Source organism: Dysgonomonas sp. (assembly GCF_035323175.1).
GTDB lineage: Bacteria > Bacteroidota > Bacteroidia > Bacteroidales > Dysgonomonadaceae > Dysgonomonas.
In genome coordinates this window covers 191,177-207,630 of sequence record NZ_DAOKYH010000007.1, presented here as the reverse complement: position 1 = coordinate 207,630, position 16,454 = coordinate 191,177, and the positions used below count along the sequence as shown (strand labels likewise).

Annotated in this window: 22 protein-coding genes, 1 tRNA gene, 1 rRNA gene and 1 pseudogene; 4 read left to right on the top strand and 21 right to left on the bottom strand. The window is 38.8% G+C overall.

Annotated features, from left to right (window positions below; genetic code table 11):
- Together PKC55_RS10830 and PKC55_RS10825 are read right to left on the bottom strand one after the other, a co-directional pair.
- Positions 1-488 (bottom strand): 23S ribosomal RNA (locus PKC55_RS10830); the annotation flags it as partial.
- A 158-nt stretch (positions 489-646) separates the two neighbouring features.
- Positions 647-720: transfer RNA gene (locus PKC55_RS10825), tRNA-Ala, on the bottom strand.
- 365 nt (positions 721-1,085) lie between these two features.
- Here PKC55_RS10825 and PKC55_RS10820 point away from each other — a divergent pair.
- From PKC55_RS10820 to PKC55_RS10810, 3 genes are all read left to right on the top strand, one after another.
- Positions 1,086-1,661 carry an RteC domain-containing protein gene (locus PKC55_RS10820; RefSeq protein WP_291124473.1) on the top strand — a complete coding sequence of 192 codons (576 nt, stop codon included), beginning with the start codon at positions 1,086-1,088 and terminating at the stop codon, positions 1,659-1,661.
- Positions 1,662-1,764: 103 nt separating this feature from the next.
- On the top strand, positions 1,765-2,130 hold the full coding sequence (locus PKC55_RS10815; protein WP_291124475.1) for a helix-turn-helix domain-containing protein: 366 nt from the start codon (positions 1,765-1,767) through the stop codon (positions 2,128-2,130).
- Between the two features lie 12 nt (positions 2,131-2,142).
- Positions 2,143-2,433: a helix-turn-helix domain-containing protein gene (locus tag PKC55_RS10810; RefSeq protein WP_291124477.1), complete on the top strand. Its 291-nt coding sequence runs from the start codon at positions 2,143-2,145 to the stop codon at positions 2,431-2,433.
- Between the two features lie 161 nt (positions 2,434-2,594).
- Here PKC55_RS10810 and PKC55_RS10805 read toward each other — a convergent pair whose 3' ends face one another.
- From PKC55_RS10805 to PKC55_RS10720, 18 genes and pseudogenes are all read right to left on the bottom strand, one after another.
- On the bottom strand, positions 2,595-5,024 hold the full coding sequence (locus tag PKC55_RS10805; RefSeq protein WP_291124479.1) for a ParB/RepB/Spo0J family partition protein: 2,430 nt from the start codon (positions 5,022-5,024) through the stop codon (positions 2,595-2,597).
- Positions 5,025-5,035: 11 nt separating this feature from the next.
- Positions 5,036-5,356, bottom strand: a complete 321-nt coding sequence (locus PKC55_RS10800) for a hypothetical protein (protein WP_291124481.1) — start codon at positions 5,354-5,356, stop codon at positions 5,036-5,038.
- 123 nt (positions 5,357-5,479) lie between these two features.
- Positions 5,480-5,629, bottom strand: coding sequence for a hypothetical protein (locus tag PKC55_RS10795; protein WP_291124483.1), 150 nt, complete (start codon positions 5,627-5,629; stop codon positions 5,480-5,482).
- Between the two features lie 18 nt (positions 5,630-5,647).
- The gene (locus tag PKC55_RS10790) at positions 5,648-6,706 is read right to left on the bottom strand and encodes an ArdC family protein (RefSeq protein WP_291124485.1); all 1,059 of its coding nucleotides are present in this window, start codon (positions 6,704-6,706) and stop codon (positions 5,648-5,650) included.
- Positions 6,707-7,150: 444 nt separating this feature from the next.
- The gene (locus PKC55_RS10785; protein ID WP_291124487.1) at positions 7,151-7,885 is read right to left on the bottom strand and encodes an NYN domain-containing protein; all 735 of its coding nucleotides are present in this window, start codon (positions 7,883-7,885) and stop codon (positions 7,151-7,153) included.
- A 97-nt stretch (positions 7,886-7,982) separates the two neighbouring features.
- Positions 7,983-8,159 carry a BF3379 family histone-like protein gene (locus PKC55_RS10780; RefSeq protein ID WP_291124489.1) on the bottom strand — a complete coding sequence of 59 codons (177 nt, stop codon included), beginning with the start codon at positions 8,157-8,159 and terminating at the stop codon, positions 7,983-7,985.
- 78 nt (positions 8,160-8,237) lie between these two features.
- Positions 8,238-8,906 (bottom strand): nucleotidyl transferase AbiEii/AbiGii toxin family protein, encoded by a 669-nt coding sequence (locus PKC55_RS10775; protein ID WP_291124491.1) that lies wholly within the window; start codon positions 8,904-8,906, stop codon positions 8,238-8,240.
- The gene (locus PKC55_RS10770; protein WP_291124493.1) at positions 8,899-9,243 is read right to left on the bottom strand and encodes a hypothetical protein; all 345 of its coding nucleotides are present in this window, start codon (positions 9,241-9,243) and stop codon (positions 8,899-8,901) included. The genes PKC55_RS10775 and PKC55_RS10770 overlap by 8 nt, the downstream gene beginning before the upstream one ends.
- 72 nt (positions 9,244-9,315) lie before the next feature.
- Entirely contained in the window at positions 9,316-10,101 is a 786-nt protein-coding gene (locus tag PKC55_RS10765; protein ID WP_291124495.1) for a hypothetical protein, read from the bottom strand.
- A gap of 37 nt (positions 10,102-10,138) precedes the next feature.
- Positions 10,139-10,651, bottom strand: a complete 513-nt coding sequence (locus tag PKC55_RS10760; RefSeq protein ID WP_291124497.1) for a hypothetical protein — start codon at positions 10,649-10,651, stop codon at positions 10,139-10,141.
- Positions 10,638-11,729: a DUF4121 family protein gene (locus tag PKC55_RS10755; protein ID WP_291124499.1), complete on the bottom strand. Its 1,092-nt coding sequence runs from the start codon at positions 11,727-11,729 to the stop codon at positions 10,638-10,640. The genes PKC55_RS10760 and PKC55_RS10755 overlap by 14 nt, the downstream gene beginning before the upstream one ends.
- Positions 11,730-11,741: 12 nt before the next feature.
- Positions 11,742-12,425 (bottom strand): radical SAM protein, encoded by a 684-nt coding sequence (locus PKC55_RS10750; RefSeq protein WP_291124501.1) that lies wholly within the window; start codon positions 12,423-12,425, stop codon positions 11,742-11,744.
- Positions 12,426-12,502: 77 nt separating this feature from the next.
- Positions 12,503-12,937 carry a hypothetical protein gene (locus PKC55_RS10745; RefSeq protein WP_291124503.1) on the bottom strand — a complete coding sequence of 145 codons (435 nt, stop codon included), beginning with the start codon at positions 12,935-12,937 and terminating at the stop codon, positions 12,503-12,505.
- A 16-nt stretch (positions 12,938-12,953) separates the two neighbouring features.
- Complete coding sequence (locus PKC55_RS10740; protein ID WP_291124504.1) at positions 12,954-13,913, bottom strand: hypothetical protein; 960 nt, start codon at positions 13,911-13,913, stop codon at positions 12,954-12,956.
- 75 nt (positions 13,914-13,988) lie between these two features.
- On the bottom strand, positions 13,989-14,387 hold the full coding sequence (locus PKC55_RS10735) for a hypothetical protein (RefSeq protein ID WP_291124506.1): 399 nt from the start codon (positions 14,385-14,387) through the stop codon (positions 13,989-13,991).
- 23 nt (positions 14,388-14,410) lie between these two features.
- Positions 14,411-14,704 (bottom strand): annotated as a pseudogene (locus PKC55_RS10730) (DUF4326 domain-containing protein); the annotation flags it as partial.
- Positions 14,701-14,856 carry a hypothetical protein gene (locus PKC55_RS10725; protein ID WP_291124508.1) on the bottom strand — a complete coding sequence of 52 codons (156 nt, stop codon included), beginning with the start codon at positions 14,854-14,856 and terminating at the stop codon, positions 14,701-14,703. The gene PKC55_RS10725 and the pseudogene PKC55_RS10730, both read right to left, overlap by 4 nt.
- A gap of 19 nt (positions 14,857-14,875) precedes the next feature.
- Positions 14,876-15,349 (bottom strand): hypothetical protein, encoded by a 474-nt coding sequence (locus PKC55_RS10720; RefSeq protein WP_291124510.1) that lies wholly within the window; start codon positions 15,347-15,349, stop codon positions 14,876-14,878.
- A gap of 522 nt (positions 15,350-15,871) precedes the next feature.
- Here PKC55_RS10720 and PKC55_RS10715 point away from each other — a divergent pair.
- Entirely contained in the window at positions 15,872-16,135 is a 264-nt protein-coding gene (locus PKC55_RS10715) for an HU family DNA-binding protein (protein ID WP_291124512.1), read from the top strand.
- Between the two features lie 79 nt (positions 16,136-16,214).
- Here PKC55_RS10715 and PKC55_RS10710 read toward each other — a convergent pair whose 3' ends face one another.
- On the bottom strand, positions 16,215-16,439 hold the full coding sequence (locus tag PKC55_RS10710; RefSeq protein ID WP_291124514.1) for a hypothetical protein: 225 nt from the start codon (positions 16,437-16,439) through the stop codon (positions 16,215-16,217).
- Positions 16,440-16,454 lie beyond the last annotated feature (15 nt).

The window sequence follows — 16,454 nt, the reverse complement described above, 5'->3', positions numbered from 1 at the left end:
TACTGGTTCACTATCGGTCTCTCAGGAGTATTTAGCCTTACCGGATGGTCCCGGCAGATTCACACAGGATTTCTCGTGTCCCGCGCTACTCAGGATACTGCTAGGCTTACGCAAAGATTCGTATACGGGATTATCACCCTCTGTGATCGCATTTTCCAATACGTTCTACTTCCTTACGGTCTTGCCACGACGCAGTCCTACAACCCCAACATTGCCTAAACAATATTGGTTTGGGCTAGTCCCATTTCGCTCGCCACTACTTTGGGAATCACTTTTGTTTTCTTTTCCTACGGGTACTTAGATGTTTCAGTTCCCCGCGTTAGCTCACTGCTTGCAGTGTATTAGAGTCTTCCTCTAATGGGTTGCCCCATTCGGAAATCCACGGATCAATGGTTATTTGCACCTCCCCGTAGCTTATCGCAGCTTATCACGTCCTTCATCGCCTCTGAGAGCCAAGGCATCCCCCATGTGCCCTTATTTACTTTCTTTTTCTATCTATCAACAACCGAAGTCATCGATAGCAGGGTTTGATAGATTATATTCCTATAATCTTTCTTTACTTGCTCTTTTATTACATCATGTCAAAGATCTTCTTGTCTGTAAACAGCTGCTTGTTATACTTCTATAACGACTGTCGAAGACACTGTGGAGAATAACGGATTCGAACCGTTGACCCCCTGCGTGCAAGGCAGGTGCTCTAGCCAGCTGAGCTAATCCCCCGATTTTGTGCAGTCTACAGTGAACAGTTGACAGTTAACAAGCTTGGTGGCTTGTACTCTAACTGTGGACTGAATACTGAGAACTGTTCAATCGTAGTCCCAGGCAGATCGAAATAATTTCTATCTAAAATCCTGAAATATAGCTAATTATTTAAGAGAGAATATTAATTGCTCCCTTTCTTATCACTCAGCTTTTCAATACTCCTTATTTCAATGCTCTCATTGAATTTTTTGTTGATCACTTGCTCAACGGGATGCAAAAGTAGAGCTTTTTTTTGAATCCGCAAGGGATTTGAAGTTTTTTTTCTTATTTTTATCAATCATCCATTTGCCGGATAGTGTTAATGTTTTAAATAATAATGCCTTATGGATAATAAAATAAATGGCAGCTATGATAGGTTATTTACTACTATTATTAACTCTTCCGATGAAACATTGGTCAAAGAAAGGTTTTATGCCTTTATTAAAGACCTGATGGATTATTGCTCCAACGAACGCAGAGTGTTCTCAACTTACCGTGTACTGAATGAAATCAAGGCAGATGTAACTATAAGAAACAGAACAATAGATCTGTCCATATGCAATATATTTGAAAGAATATATGCTTTTATAGATACGGAAATAGCAATAGCAATGTGTAAAATAAAGAACACGAACCTGATTGATATAGATTGTTTACCGGGAAACGATCTTCCGGTTCCCTTACGTTGGACAAACGACAAGACAGCTCTGGTGGCATTGATTTATAGCATTGCCAATTCCATAAATAGCGGAAAAGCCGATATCAGCGAAATCAAAAAATGCTTTGAGTATATTTTTCAAATCGATCTTGGAGATATATACCAAACATTCAGTAAATTTCAGGGACAAAAAGATCCCTGTAAATATTTACGCACCCTTCCGGATAACCTTCTGATAAAAATAAACGAAAAACTAATCTGATAAACAGATAATTACAAGAAATAATATCCAACGTTGGATGCAACGTTGGATATTTTATTTTTCAGATAGAATGACCTTTGTCCCATTAATCAATAAAACCAAAATGATGGAAAAGGAAACTATTACAATACAGAGTGAGACTTTCATCTGTATAGTGAACAAGCTGGAGCGTATAGAGGAATTACTCAACCATTTGAAGCCCGCTGTCGAAGATTATCGGGAATACAGAAAAAGTATGCAGGATGACAGGATGGATACTGATGAGGCGGCAGCATTTCTAAAGGTAAGCAGGCAAACGATTATGCGTTATATTAAGAGAGGATGGATACCTTATACTCAAATGGGAGGGAAAATAACGTTCAGCCGGAGGAAATTATCCGACACGAAAAACAACCTAAAACGTAGTAATGCCCACCGTGACCTTATTTCAGGACTTATTACTCCGGGGTTCTCCAAGGATAAAAAATAATATCATACTCCGATGGAAGATTCCTTTGAAGAAATATTGAAGTGGATGAAAGAAATATCCGGCCGACTGGATCAGATGAACCGGAATATACAAAGACTTTTTAATACTAAAGACTGTCTGGATGGGGATGAATTACTTGATAACCAAGACCTATGCCTGCTTCTGGGAGTTACTAAACGCACCCTTAGACGCTACAGGCAAAAAAATATCATTAAATGCTATATGGTAGATAAGCAAAAAATGTATTACAAGAAATCTGAAATAAACGATTTTCTCAAACAAAAAGGGAAAAGCGGAATATGAAGATTGAAACGGATAGTCATCAAAATTACGGATAAAAATATCTAATCATTCATACTTTTTTTAGGAGTATTTTTCATTATAGCTATATGTTGTTGGGAAATAATATATAGCAGTAAACCCGGATTGCCTTCCGGTTCTCCGGGCTTATTTTTAATTTGGGTTCATTTGGTCAATAATGGCTCTTCTTTCTTCGACTTTGTTCCTGATTCTATTTTATTTATTTTCTCCTGAATTTTTTTATTACTCTTGGCATAAGTATCCATGTATTTAGTTGTCATACTATTCACATCTTCAGCAAAATGCTGCTCTGCAAATTTAGCCGCATAAAACCTGACTTTAGAAGATTTCAGATTATTTATATGAGGGGATAACAGGCACCTGAGGATATATTCGCGTTTCAGAAATCCATACTGTTCAACGGTTATATTTTTTATAATTAATTCCTTGTCTTTATCGCTCAAATATTCTGTCTTTGTATTCGTGATGCCAAATAAGGGAAAATATTTTTCATGAAGATATCCCAGCATCAGGAACAGATAAATCTCTTCTTCCAGCATAGAGAATGCTCCCAATGGCAGCTCTTTAGACTTGAGAATATCCAATGATGCCCGTGTAATACTGTTTATGGTTGATTCCCTGTTCTTTTTATCCTGCTCTTTAAGCCCGGCAACAGTATCTTCTTTATCCGGTTTACTCACCGGGACATAGCACACCTTAGGATTATTACTTCCAATATGCAGGCATCTTTTATATTCGCCGGCCTCTACTTTTTTCTCATAATCATCAAACTCCGCACTATATTCCAGGTCTTCCATCTTATAGGTATCCATAGCATCATTATAATCACATTCGAGTTTGAAGTCTTCCCGCCTGGGCTTTTTAGGAAGCTCGGGTGATTCAAACGCAATCACAGTCTTTACCTGTATACCTTCACTTTCTAATTTTTGAGCTGTGTCAACACTTATTTTCTCTGCAGGAGTTATAATAACTTCAAAATCGTTACTTTGCGTTTGTGCTCTACAAACCTGCAAGGTATGCTCGGACTGTTTATTTCTCAAGCATTCAATATTCGTACAGCGGCCTTTGCATTCATCGAACAATGTATTTGTATCGGTATTCGAATTACAGGTTTTACACTGTGTCTGGTCAAAATCATAGTCCGACAGGGTCATTGTATATAAACGTACTAACCGGCCGGCCAGGTCTTTTGTTTTAAATGTACTCCAATTTGAAACATCTTCATTCTTATAGTGATCCTCAAACACTTCTTTTTGTATAGCCTGTGAGTATTTAGACAGCTCGATACCTGCGCTTATGGTCAGGTCCTCGTTTTCCAACAGATCTCTTAATTCGCGAATCAGGCAGAGCAGCCTTAACCGTCCGCGTATATAAGCTTCTCCTTTGCCGAATTTAATGCTCAGGTCTTCCACTGTATAGTCATTGGTATGAATAAAATAGTAGAAAGCGTTGGCTTCCTCAAACGGAGACAGGTCCTTCCGGTTCAGGTTTTCTGCCAGAGCCATTACCATAACCTCTTCATCACTGTAGTCTCCGATAACTGCAGGTATCGATTCTTCCCCATTTAACAGGAAAGCCCGATAGCGGCATTCCCCGGCTACAATCTGGAGTTTTTCGCCTTTGTGGCGGAGGGTTATAGCCTGTAATAACCCAACTGTTTTCATGCTGTTCGCTAACTCCTGAATGTAGGAGTCCCTGATCTTTTTCCGGGGATTGAGCGGGTTCGGCTCTATCCTGTCGATTCTGACGTTTTGTATCTTTTTTAAGTCCTGTGCTTCCATGATATGTATTTTTTGATCTGTCGTTTCTTTTTTTTGTGGTTCTTCCTGTATATCTGAATTTATTTTTTCTTTAAGCTTGCGTTCCATCTTATAAGTATCCGTCAATCCGACAATGCAGGTTTCACAGATCCATTTAGTATGTGCGAACGATTCCTGCATATCTTCCCGATGGAGGATATCAAAGCATTTGAGATATTCCACCAGTATTTTCGGGCGTTCTTTACCCATGAATCCTTTAGGGATAAGCAATATGGCTTTGCCATCGTCAGTTAAGGCAGATGACAGCCAACCGAAGAAAGAGGTTATATCTTTTTGCTCATGCGGAGGATTGGATACGATAAGGTCAAACCGGCCTTGACTATCCTGCTCCCTGAAATCATACAGGTTGAATGTGGCCTGCGGATAGGTCAGCTTGCATATTTCAACCATATCGGGATCATTATCGAAGCCGGTAACATTGAGCTTATTCAGCAACAGGTATTTTGTTAACTGCCCTGTACCACAACAGGCATCCAGTACGAGGTTATTTTTAGGTTGAAAATTATTGGTCAGCTCCGCAAGCTGTGCAGCAGTTTTGTCCGGAGTCAAGTATTGACTGTTCTGGATACCATATCGTTTCTGCCGTTCGACCATTGCCTCATACAACCAGTTATCATCCCTGCAATCAAAAGGCAATTCACCGTACTGATTTTTATAGTGTACTACATCCAGGATGGTATCCGGATAATTATGCTTCATATGTTTAAAATAGGAATTATTCAATGCATATTTCTTCCCTTCTATCTTTTTCATATATCATTGTATTAATTGTTTTGTTGGTATTTTTCCTTCAGTTTATCTGTCCATTTGCCATTTTCATAGATATGATGCTGAACCAGCTCATTCGGTAATTCATAGGTGATGACTTGTATGTACAGATCTTTTCCGGGATATTTCTTTGTCATTGCTTCCATTGCTTCTCTTGGGAACGGGCCGTTGGTACTGAACTCCAGTTCGCAGCACCCGTTGTCAATTTCAATATCCGTGTAACACTCAAAGTTTTTCGATATGTCTTTTATGACTTGCTCCAGCACCTGTTTATCGGTACCGGTAACAACTGCAATATTGGTACATATATTTTCCATAATTATTTTGTATTATTATCATATTTGCGATCGTTAATCAATTTGTATAGTTGTTTCACCTGATTTATCCTGTTATTATTTAGGTAAGCGTGCCAGTAACGGTGTTTACGGCTCCACCGGAAGTTATACAGCCGTAATTGTTGTCTGGATTGTGGCGGCGGTTTGACGTAAAACACCAGCATGATCTTTTTCTCCGGTTGCCGGATAATCAGTTTTAGATAATTTCCGGTGGGTACAATTTGCCGCTTCCGGTAACATCTCCGGACAAGCCATTTCAATTGTCTGTACATATCAGTCCACAACTACAAGTTCATTATTGAAAACTTCTTCTTTATGCTGTTTTGCTGATACGATAGTATCCGGCTTCACAAATTCCCCGAACGGATTGAATTCCATCTGTATGCACATGTACTTGACAGCCTGTATTACATCGGTCAGGACATCCATCAGAAAGCAACTTTCCTTACGTAAGGCTTCCAGCCAGTTTTTGAGGTATGAGGCGTGGTCTTCCCGGATAGAAGTTTCTATGCCCAGATAATAGCCCATCAGGGCGGAAGACAATTCGGCGACAAGCTCTTCTTTGGCATATTCATCGGTTCCTTTAGATGCGCCTTTTTTGATCCTTCTCAGGCGGTTTTCATGTCCTGTGGAATGAACCATCTCATGTAAAGCAGTGCCATAAAAGGCTTTCCCATCCGGAAACTGTGTTTTGTAAGGCAATACGATTTTATCTTCCGAAGGGGAATAATAAGCCCTGTTGGATAATTTTTCATTGATCGGGCATACCCAGGATTGATTTGCGATGACAGTATCGAGTAGATTGTTACTGTAATTCTCCGGATTATCGTTTTGTTGGGATATTTCATGCCGGGAGAGTAACTCCGCCCATTCATCCGGATATTTTTCATTGTAATTGGTCTGGTCGAGATTGAATACATCATAGCATTTAGGCGTCATAATCATATAATAGCCTTGCTTCTCTGCATCCGTAAGAGCTTCGTATTTTTCAATGGAAATTCGTTCTTGGATCAGCGGGTTGTAATACATATAAGCGATATGGTAGACCGGAAAAGATTGTGCTCCCTTATCTATTCGTATACCGAGGTTGTTCGCCTGTAGAAACGTAAGAAATACAGGAGTACGGTAATCATAGTACATGGAATAAATCAGGAGCATCAGCGTATTGCCCCCGCTATAGAATCGTCCTGTAATATTGCGGGGCAGGTACTCCTTCCGCTTGACTGTTAACCAGGGTTTAGCCCAATCCTTATCTACCTCCGTAATACGTTTGATCATCAGGTTAGTGAATTTTTCTGCAGTCTTTTCGAGCCTTTTGTTATTAATCTTCATAATACATCTATATTGAAATGAATATTATGCGCCTGTAAGGCAGACGCTTTACCTTCAAAGGCTCAAAAGTCCGTGCCAGGGAAACACAAAGATTTTCAGGTAAAATACACTCTGAAAAGAGTGGAGATTTTACCTGAAACCTGTAAGGGTAATCTTTGTTTTCCAGAAAAAGGCACGGAGTAACTTTGCCTTTGAGAGGTAAAGCGTTGATTTTATAATAACAAAAAACAACTATTTAAACTAGTGAGGTTCTCGGATCAACTGAAGTATATCGAAGGTGATTAACCGGAGGTTTGTAATTTTCAAGTATCAGATGGTATCGATGAAAGCTGTATTACTATGCTTGTCCTGCATGCAAACATATGACACATTGCCATTAGTATGCATCGAAGTGGTTCGAAAAGAGATTAAAGTAGGTGTCAGAATATAGAAAATAAAATATTCTTATTCGTTTTTCTTACGGATGACGTTGTATATTCCTTTTACCTCCGTCGGGGTTATTTCATAGGCTCCCAGTTTCTCGTAAATTTCACCCAAAGTTTTACATCCGTAGCGGCGGGGTTTATATTTGGGCAGTATCTTTTTTATTGCCATCCCCAATTGGGATAGGGTGACTTCCGACTTTCCATCATTGGATGCCTTGTTATAAGCTTTGTCGAACAAATGGCCTTCTTTCTTAAGTATGGTTTCCGGAGTTTCACCACTTCCATGCTTTACCGGAAGTTCGCCCTGCTTGTCGGAAAAGACAAATTCCCTGCACGAATTGACAAAAGATTCCGGCGTTTTACTTTCTCCATAACCGAATACCAATAATCCTTCTTCCCTGATACGCTGTGCTAAAAGAGTATAGTCACTGTCGCTGGAGACAATACAGAACCCATCGACTGAACCGGCATGAAGCAAATCCATAGCATCTATTATCAGACTTATATCGGTGGTATTTTTGCCTTTGACATAAGGTAAAGCCTCTATTAAACGAAAAGAATATTCCCGGGCAGGTTCTTTCCATCCTGACAATGCGGACTTGCCCCAGTCTCCGTAAATACGTTTCACGGTTGCCTGTCCGTAACGTGCTGTAAAGACAAGAACTTCATTCAATTTGGTGGCTGAAGCATTATCGGCATCTACCAATATGGCCAGCTTTAAATTTTTATTGTTAGCTGCATCTTTCTTTTTCATAATCTACTGACTGAAATTTTACTACCCGGAAGATATAGTTTATAAAAAAAGAGTAACCTGTTTTCAAGTTACTCTTTCAAAGATAAGCTATCATTGCTTAATTTTTTGCTTCAGATATTGAAACTTTACGGAATTCTTTCAATTTCTTTTCAATTTCAAGAGATATCTTCCTAGCGCGTTGTCCTGCAGCTTTGTTACCTGTTTCTACCTGAGAGTTAGCATCTTTTGAGTATTCGGCAAATAATCCGTTCAGTTCTTCTACGAGTTGTTTCATCGTTATTTTATTATAAGTGTTATTTTATCAGCAGCGAAGATACTATTTTCAGGATGTTTATCATCGTAGGACAGCATCTTATTTTTGTAAATATACATCCCTTACTTTCTCGATCATAAAGGCTTCTATCTCTTTGGCTGATATTATATATTTCGGACTCAATTGGTTAAAAGAAGAGTCGCTTTTAAACCTGTCCGAGTTAACGAGCATCCCTAATAAATTCTTACTCTTAAGGTTGTGCCCCGAATATTTAAGGGCATTATCGATAATAGATTTTATCTCTTCTGCCTGCTTCAGATTCAAGATACAATAAAGATCGTAGTAATCACGGAAAACATTCCTGCGCATCATCGTTTCCATTTTTAAGGATGCAATAGTATCGATGTCCGCTAAAACCATGTTATTTAAATACGGAACAGTTTTCAAAACCGGGCTCCGTTTTTCGGGTGCGTAGAAAGAAAGCCTGACTCCTCCGTCTATATGGATTTCAACGTGATTGAATTCCAGAATATTCAGGGAGTCAATTGTGTGACGGGTTTCCAGTTCTTTTTGGATAGCCGGGATATCGACATCCATCTTCTCACCCTTATACCCTTGCCAGCGCATAAAGTCAAGATCTTCGCTCAATCGGTTTTGTATTTGCAAAGATAAAGCCGTACCACCTACAAGTACATAAGGTTTAATCAAATCCATTTGGGATATGGACTCAATTACATTCTTTGTTTTTTCGACTAATGCTTTATCCATAACCGGTTGCTATTTTGTTGAAATGGCGAGTCTCCATTGATTTAAGATATTGCAACGGCTTCTTGATATCGAAATACAGAAGGGCAAAACACAGATTCATAGAAATCAGGTAATCTCCTTGCGGAACAAGTTCGTCAAGCCATACTCTTTTGATTTGTCTTTTGGGATAGATATCGAACAGCAATTGAATATCGTCCAGATCCAGATGAATCAGGACATGTTTTATCAGATCCCGATCCGACAGGTTTCGGCATGAGTTTTTTTCATAAGACCAGAATGCGTTGGCCGCATGAAGCTTTCGTTCCAGAAATTGCTTTATGTCGTTCTTTGATTTCATTATTCAAATTTAATAAACTAATTTCATTTTTCCATATTATTTAAGGACGGGTTTATTTTCCCTGTAGTTTTGCTAATATCTATACTGCCAAATTGTGTATCCGTAGCCTTTACCATCCCGATAGGCGATACATTTCTCTTTATACTCATCCCATACGGAATATTTCTTCTCGAAGAAGGACAGGTAATTATCACAATAGAAACGTTCCAATAGTAATTGTAACATGTTTTTATCTAGCGCATTTTCTTTATTTGTATAAATAATATACCGATCCCTCTTATCATCAACTTGGACAAAGAATATATCCGTATCATCCAGCCGGATTTTATCAGGTTCCGTATCGAAAAAATCTGTAATATCCGAGATGCCATGATCCTGCATATAGTTAAATAGACCGATATCATGCCCGGCATCTTCAAGGTTTAATATCACAAGATTTCTATTGTCCTTGATATAACTCAGGATACTGTCGAGGGATAATTTGATATCTTTCTGAGCCATGTAATAGTTATTCTTATAACAAACATAAAGCGGCATGATTCCAAATGCGGATTCTTCTCCTGTCAGATAAAAGAACTTCAATTCTTTACTTAAGAAATGGCGCTTTATTACCTCCGATTCATTAATACGGATGTAGAATTCATCTTCACTGATTTGTGTGAAGCCTGTCTGGCAAGAGGCTATGTATTCTTCCCGCCTCTTTTCAAATTCTTCTGTTGTAACAGCTATTAAACCCGGCAAACCCATCTTGGCTTTATAGGTATCAAGCTTCAATGCCGTATAATTTAGATATCTGTCATCATTCATTTTGGCGACTATACACCCATTGAAATTTTCATCATCGATTATATATAACATGATTGTATATTTTATAGTTATTGAACCCTATTCTTTTTTAAATATTTGTATCCAGATCATATTTCACCTCATAGGCTTCCATCTCCTGTGAGACAAGATCAAAAAAGGCATAGCCCTCTTTTGTGTCGGTACCGATATATCCTATAAAGTCAAACAGGTTAGCTTTATATTTATCGTTATATTGTTTCAGGTAATGGTCGACCCTGTCTCCGAAGACTTTATAAAATAGTCGGTCAATTTTTTCAGGATCAAAGTTGCAGTTATACCACCATCTGAAAATACGGTAGAGTATTCCGTAATCGATACGTATACGCCAGGTTCCCTCGATTTTCACCAGACGTCCCTGACTGTCTCTTTCTTTCGCTATACGGCTCCGGGCTTTGAAACATCCTGCCCGTCTGCCGGTTTTGATTTGTTTAACAATATCATCCATAACTTTATAGTTCAACAGTTCATCATTGATATAGTAACTGGCATTCTGCGGCTGGATTTTGGATAACTTAAGTTCAATGTTGTGTCCGCATATACGGATATGTTTAGTTGGGCTCATAATAAATTGTCTTTTGTTGTTTAGATTTTTTTATTGTATACCGGGTAACAGTATGGTTGTATTTATCCATTTCCATTTTTACCGGATAACTCGCCTCTGCCTTGAATGTTATTCTCGGCAGATCGAGAGCTTTCCATGCGTTTTCTGACAATTTTATTTCCTTCTCGAAATAACACCAAAGGACAAAGCTGTTCGGCCAGTAGACGCTGTAGAGTTTTCCTCTGAATAAGCTGATATACTCATCCAGTTCTTGTTGGGTCTTAAATGCCATTCCGTTACCAGAATAGAGATATTCAGATTTTTTACTTGTTACATCTTTGGACAAGTGCACTTTTCTCCAATTTTTTGTAGTGTAATTATCGTAAACTGGATTGGGTGCTATATATTCCCATACACAGACCTCTGCCTTGAAACAGACTGCACCGTTGCCTCTGGCTCCACACCATCCCCAATCCTTGAAGAACTTCTCTTCTTTACCTACATATTTCAGGGCTTTAGGTGGAATACTCAGCCAGGCTCCTCCACTGGTCGAACAACTGATACCGTTTTTTGTCGGATGCGGATATATAAATGGAAAGTAAGGTTGTTCACAGACTGAAAAACCATCTTCATAAAGTTTCTCCAGATGGGCATAGGGATAATAGTCTCCATGCTGAGTTGTCAGGCGTATCATATCTCCGTTACGGGGCTGCTTATCCGATCTCGTGTTTTCGATCATTTGGACATAACGGTTTGCCATATCTACATCGGATTGTTTTATTCCATGTTCGTAATGATAACTCCCGTTTATGGCGATCAGGCTATTGGCAGTATATTTAGGCACTTGGGCTTTACTACGTACATAAGCCTTACCCCTTCCAGGAAATGGTCTTTTATGGCTATGCGCATATTCTCCACGCCAAAGGTCATCCAGATAAGAGCGATGCCTAAGCGCTTTAACTTGTAACAAATCGACTTTTCTCAGGACTTCGATTTTAGTAAAATCCTTACCGCAATTATAACATTGAAAATCAAATCCTTTCTGACTTGATTTACACAACGGGCGTCCACACTGGGGACAAAATCTTCTTGTTTTCATTTTTATTATTGTTTAGTTTGATTTCAAATAGGGAATAAAGTCCTTGCTGTGACAGATGATATATCTATCCTGATTGCTGTAACTTAGATCTCCGACTGCTATAAGGTAGCCTAAGGCGTTCAGGTAAACATCTCCATATACCCTGTTACCATCAAGGCCTATTGTGCCTATAATAACCTGATAACCGGTTTTACTCCTTCCCTGTTTTATCTGCGGTACACCTTCCCTGTTAGTGGTTGGATAGCGATTGCAGAAGAACGGATATGCTGAAAGTTTCTGATGAACTGCATCTCGACAAGTAGCATCATGAAACCGATCATTGCTCATTTCCAGCATACAATTCAGTTGTTCGGGATGGGATTCTTTTTCTTGATAAGCATAAAGCTCTGAGCAAACCTTGATAAATTCATCAGACATCGATGTTTTGGAGCCGTTTGTAACGATATAGAAACTGCCAACGGATATTTTCCTACGTTTAAGACTGTTCAATACAAACTTGATAGCTTCAACATTCATAGAAGGTTCGCCTCCTGTCAGATTCAAGTAGTCGATGCTTTGGGTATGCCTCAGAACATTGGTTATATATTCGAAGTTTATATCTGTATTCCGGGCATTTCCACGCATGCAATGGGAACATTTCATATTACACCGGCGGGTTATCTCAATGGAGAGTCTTTCGATTTCTAATTTCATCATTTTATTCCTTACTTATTAAAAGAGACAGGCAACGCCTTTTTCCGATACTGCCTGTCTTCTTCTTATTATTAATTTACTTATTGATCTGTAGTTCCGGACGAACCATTCAGCGCATTGAATATGCTGTCATCCCGGTTATCGACAGCCATGCTTTTAATTAAGTCATCGGTGATTTCTTTGGTGATTTCCTGCAAAACGGCTATATTACGGCGGGGGCTTTTCTTATCCCTGTAATGATGGAACTTGCCCAGGCCGGAACTCCACATGGTGGAACTACCTGATTTGGTCCAGATACTCACATTCAATACCGGTATTTTCTGTCCGGCTTCCCGGTGTTCGATAATCTCATTCTGATAATACAGGGTAGCTTTTATCAGTTTATTTTCGTCTATGGTAATTGTTTTAGACAGGTTCTTATCTCCTAATTGGCGATAATCCTGAATATCGAACTGAAAGCCGTTTGAACAACTGCTGTTTATCTTTTTGACCAATGCGATTGTTATGCTTGCCATATTATTTGGATTTTAATTATTTGTAAATAAGTTTGATTTCTTTTCCCCATGCCGAAGACATGAGTCCATACACTTCATTGATACAGTAACCGTTGCCACACCTTGGTTCGTCGACACAGATTTCACAGCGGTCATATTCTGTTTTCCGGATAAATTCAACCGGGATATACAGGTCACGAAGCAATTCCATTTCCATCAGGGAGCCTCCGCCATTCCAACTGTTGAACATGCCGCAGTTATTACCTTTGGGGATAATGATCGTCTTGTACTCCCCGAAATTGTTTTGATAGAGGCCTGTCAAAGGCATAAGCCCCATAAAAGTGAGCAGGCAGTAACAGCATTGGTTTAACATCTCGTCTGCCCAGTCTTCATAACGGACGGCTTCGTTGCCGTTACGTTTTGGTTTATTTGGCCATTTGCCTGTGGTATTAATGCCTTTCTGATTGAATACCTGCTTTACTTTTGCCGGATTCAGACACAATACATCGATCATATCCTTAAAATACTCATCGTAATAGTAGGTATTGTTCATATCGTAGTTATGGGGGAAGCAATCGTAATTGGAAAACAGGGTCGCCCTGCCGCGTATTTTACTCCGTCCCAGCATTTCTTTATAAGGTTCGCTAGTATCCCGGTCTTCTATGATTTCAAGAATTTCATTTTTGTTATCTTCCAGCCAGTCTTCGATATAGGGATGCAGGAACTGGTATTTATCAGTGACCAGGGTTTTATTTTGTAAATTCTCCAGTACATATTCGCTGCCCTCGCGTCGGGCATCAGATTCCCAGTGGTTATCGTACAGAGATTCATCACTTTTTGCATCTAGACATTTCTGGATAAGCTCTCCGCTATTATCATAATTTTCCCGGTAATCGGTATAGATCAGGGAGTATTCCTTATCCATATTATCAGTGAATGCCTGTCGGATAGCTGCCGATATTTCAGGGCTGATCGCTGTTATTGGTGTATATTCCATAATGGTATGTTTATTAATGCAAAAAGCCCGGACTGGATCAGCCCGGACTTTTCGTAGTTTTATTTATACTTTGTATTAACTGTTATCCTCTTCTTCATAGTTTGACGGGAAGAATTTACGCTGGCAATCAGGACACATACCTGTTTTTACTATCTCCCGTTGTTCATTATTCAGATAAGGAAAACAATCCTGCACCAACGCAGCTCCTGCTTCATACTTATCGTAATCACATTCGAGCAGGTATACCCAGGTAATTTTCTCTCCTTTTGAACAGCTCCGGCATTTAAACCCGAACTTATTCTTCTCTTTTTCTATTTTTTCCCGTTGGTCTGATACCAGTGCCAGCTGATTTTTCCAGTCTATGTGTACGGGAAAATAGTTTTCATTCTTGCTTAGAAATTCTTGTAATTCACTGGTAGCTATTTCTTGCACATCAAATGTTGTACGGCCTCTGCTGTATTTTTTTGTTTCCATTGTCTTTTCTGTTATTAAATTGAATCCAGATATTCTTTGATAATATCACCGTGACAGGGATTCGGCTTACAGAAGCAGCCTAAAGTTTTTCCTTTAAGTGCTTCGATACGCTTCTTGAATTGCGGATCGGTTCGCAGCCTGTTATGAAAGTATTCTTTATATCTTTCAAGAGTTGCACCTCTACCTTCACCCGGTTGAAGCTTGATGGGATTACCGAAATATCCGTCCTGCCCCTTCCCTGCCCGACCGATATATACATCGTAGTCTTCTCTACGGATGTTTACGACTCGTGTTGGTCTTGCTTGCTGCCTAGTCATTTTTCAGTTGTTGTATCGGCTACTGCCATTAATACTTCTGTTACGACCAAACGGTATGCAGCCTTGATCTCATTACGGCCCCAGCCTGTTTTCTCGTCCAGTCTCTTTTCGAAAGCTTTGTCTATAGCTTTTAATAATTCGGATGTTTTCATCTTCTTTATATTTTTAAGATTAGTATTTTGTATTGGCCTTATCGTACATCGTGAAAATCCAGTGGTGTACGCCTTCTTTTATTTCGGTTTTCATATACCTATAATATCGGGTAAGAAACTCACAGATTGCTTTATCTGCTATGACTGTGATATAATTTGCATCTGTAAAATTTGCAACTTCGATATTCACTTCCTTAAAATGGAAACCAAGTACCCTATTGAACATTCTCTTTAATTCCTGTACATCCATCTTTGAGAATTCCACAGGCTTCAATACCGGATAGGGTTGTGTTTGCGATGCAGATGAATTGTTGTATTTGGTAAAGCGTTCGATACAGTCTATCGCTTCCTTTGACATCTTCTTATCATAATAAGTAATATCCCGGTTATAACCGATATGAGCTACCGTTTTATAATCACTATATTTTTCCTGATTACGGTCGGCAATAGTTATTCCGTTACCCATGCTGCAAAACATTAAATCTTCTTTCATTTCAGGTTATATTAATAGATTAGTAAATAGATGACATAGCAAAAGATCCCGATCTGTATAAGTAGCCATATTAGTTTGATAGAGAACTTCCAGATTCTCCAGGTTAGAATAATTCCAATTATAATGTAGAATGTGCTTTGGGATATGGTATGAAAAAACTGAACCACCGCATAGATTATAAACCCCAGTAATGATATCTTTATGAGTATCATCACCAACTTATAATACTTATTCCCGCTTATATTATTCATAAGGCTGTCATTTAAAATTTCAGCGGCAAACAGCATGGATGGTTCAGGATGCAAGGTTTTTTGAATGAAATACACCCGTAGGGTGGAGATTTCTTCAAAAACCCGAAAGGGCGTGACCTTGCACATCCGCCCGGAACCAGCCATAACTTTGCCTGATGAAATAAAATGACAGACTTGGTTTTCTTATTTATGTGTAAAAAATCTTATGAATGAATAAGTATTGATTAGTGAAATTCTGCTATTTTTGCATTTCATTTTAAATTATATGATTATGACAAAAGCAGATGTTGTAAATGAGATTGCAAAAAATACGGGTATAGATAAGACCACCATATTAAAAACAGTTGAATCTTTTATGGATGTAGTAAAAGACTCTTTAGCAAAAAATGAGAATGTATATTTAAGAGGGTTTGGTAGTTTTATTGTTAAGCAACGGGCGCAAAAAACGGCCCGGAATATTTCAAAAAATACGACTATAATTATTCCGGCTCACAATATCCCGGCTTTTAAAGCATCTAAATCATTCAAAATATAAGATAGAATTTTTGCCTTATTATAGAAAAAGCAAATAGAGTCCACATATTGAGTATATGAACTTCTATTTGCTTTATTATTTACAGGACATCCTTTTTAGTAAAAGCATCAATAGCCTCTTTATATAACTTTAAAGATAGTGCATCCAATTCTGCCTTTGCTTCTTCGAGACTTAGGTCTGTAATGCAGGACTCTTCTCCATCAACCAGTAACTGCAGGTTTGAATGCCTTAGCACATCATCACGGTAATAATAACCGGGGAGATTTTCTTCGATAAAATCCCAGAATTCATTTGTCATATCCATATCCTTCCGATTTTA

Excerpts from the sequence above, each read along its gene's own strand:
- PKC55_RS10820 (WP_291124473.1), top strand. The coding sequence starts at position 1,086 with ATGGATAATAAAATAAATGGCAGCTATGATAGGTTATTTACTACTATT.
- PKC55_RS10815 (WP_291124475.1), top strand. The coding sequence starts at position 1,765 with ATGATGGAAAAGGAAACTATTACAATACAGAGTGAGACTTTCATCTGT.
- PKC55_RS10810 (WP_291124477.1), top strand. The coding sequence starts at position 2,143 with ATGGAAGATTCCTTTGAAGAAATATTGAAGTGGATGAAAGAAATATCC.
- PKC55_RS10805 (WP_291124479.1), bottom strand. The coding sequence starts at position 5,024 with ATGAAAAAGATAGAAGGGAAGAAATATGCATTGAATAATTCCTATTTT.
- PKC55_RS10800 (WP_291124481.1), bottom strand. The coding sequence starts at position 5,356 with ATGGAAAATATATGTACCAATATTGCAGTTGTTACCGGTACCGATAAA.
- PKC55_RS10795 (WP_291124483.1), bottom strand. The coding sequence starts at position 5,629 with ATGGCTTGTCCGGAGATGTTACCGGAAGCGGCAAATTGTACCCACCGG.
- PKC55_RS10790 (WP_291124485.1), bottom strand. The coding sequence starts at position 6,706 with ATGAAGATTAATAACAAAAGGCTCGAAAAGACTGCAGAAAAATTCACT.
- PKC55_RS10785 (WP_291124487.1), bottom strand. The coding sequence starts at position 7,885 with ATGAAAAAGAAAGATGCAGCTAACAATAAAAATTTAAAGCTGGCCATA.
- PKC55_RS10780 (WP_291124489.1), bottom strand. The coding sequence starts at position 8,159 with ATGAAACAACTCGTAGAAGAACTGAACGGATTATTTGCCGAATACTCA.
- PKC55_RS10775 (WP_291124491.1), bottom strand. The coding sequence starts at position 8,906 with ATGGATAAAGCATTAGTCGAAAAAACAAAGAATGTAATTGAGTCCATA.
- PKC55_RS10770 (WP_291124493.1), bottom strand. The coding sequence starts at position 9,243 with ATGAAATCAAAGAACGACATAAAGCAATTTCTGGAACGAAAGCTTCAT.
- PKC55_RS10765 (WP_291124495.1), bottom strand. The coding sequence starts at position 10,101 with ATGTTATATATAATCGATGATGAAAATTTCAATGGGTGTATAGTCGCC.
- PKC55_RS10760 (WP_291124497.1), bottom strand. The coding sequence starts at position 10,651 with ATGAGCCCAACTAAACATATCCGTATATGCGGACACAACATTGAACTT.
- PKC55_RS10755 (WP_291124499.1), bottom strand. The coding sequence starts at position 11,729 with ATGAAAACAAGAAGATTTTGTCCCCAGTGTGGACGCCCGTTGTGTAAA.
- PKC55_RS10750 (WP_291124501.1), bottom strand. The coding sequence starts at position 12,425 with ATGATGAAATTAGAAATCGAAAGACTCTCCATTGAGATAACCCGCCGG.
- PKC55_RS10745 (WP_291124503.1), bottom strand. The coding sequence starts at position 12,937 with ATGGCAAGCATAACAATCGCATTGGTCAAAAAGATAAACAGCAGTTGT.
- PKC55_RS10740 (WP_291124504.1), bottom strand. The coding sequence starts at position 13,913 with ATGGAATATACACCAATAACAGCGATCAGCCCTGAAATATCGGCAGCT.
- PKC55_RS10735 (WP_291124506.1), bottom strand. The coding sequence starts at position 14,387 with ATGGAAACAAAAAAATACAGCAGAGGCCGTACAACATTTGATGTGCAA.
- PKC55_RS10725 (WP_291124508.1), bottom strand. The coding sequence starts at position 14,856 with ATGAAAACATCCGAATTATTAAAAGCTATAGACAAAGCTTTCGAAAAG.
- PKC55_RS10720 (WP_291124510.1), bottom strand. The coding sequence starts at position 15,349 with ATGAAAGAAGATTTAATGTTTTGCAGCATGGGTAACGGAATAACTATT.
- PKC55_RS10715 (WP_291124512.1), top strand. The coding sequence starts at position 15,872 with ATGACAAAAGCAGATGTTGTAAATGAGATTGCAAAAAATACGGGTATA.
- PKC55_RS10710 (WP_291124514.1), bottom strand. The coding sequence starts at position 16,439 with ATGGATATGACAAATGAATTCTGGGATTTTATCGAAGAAAATCTCCCC.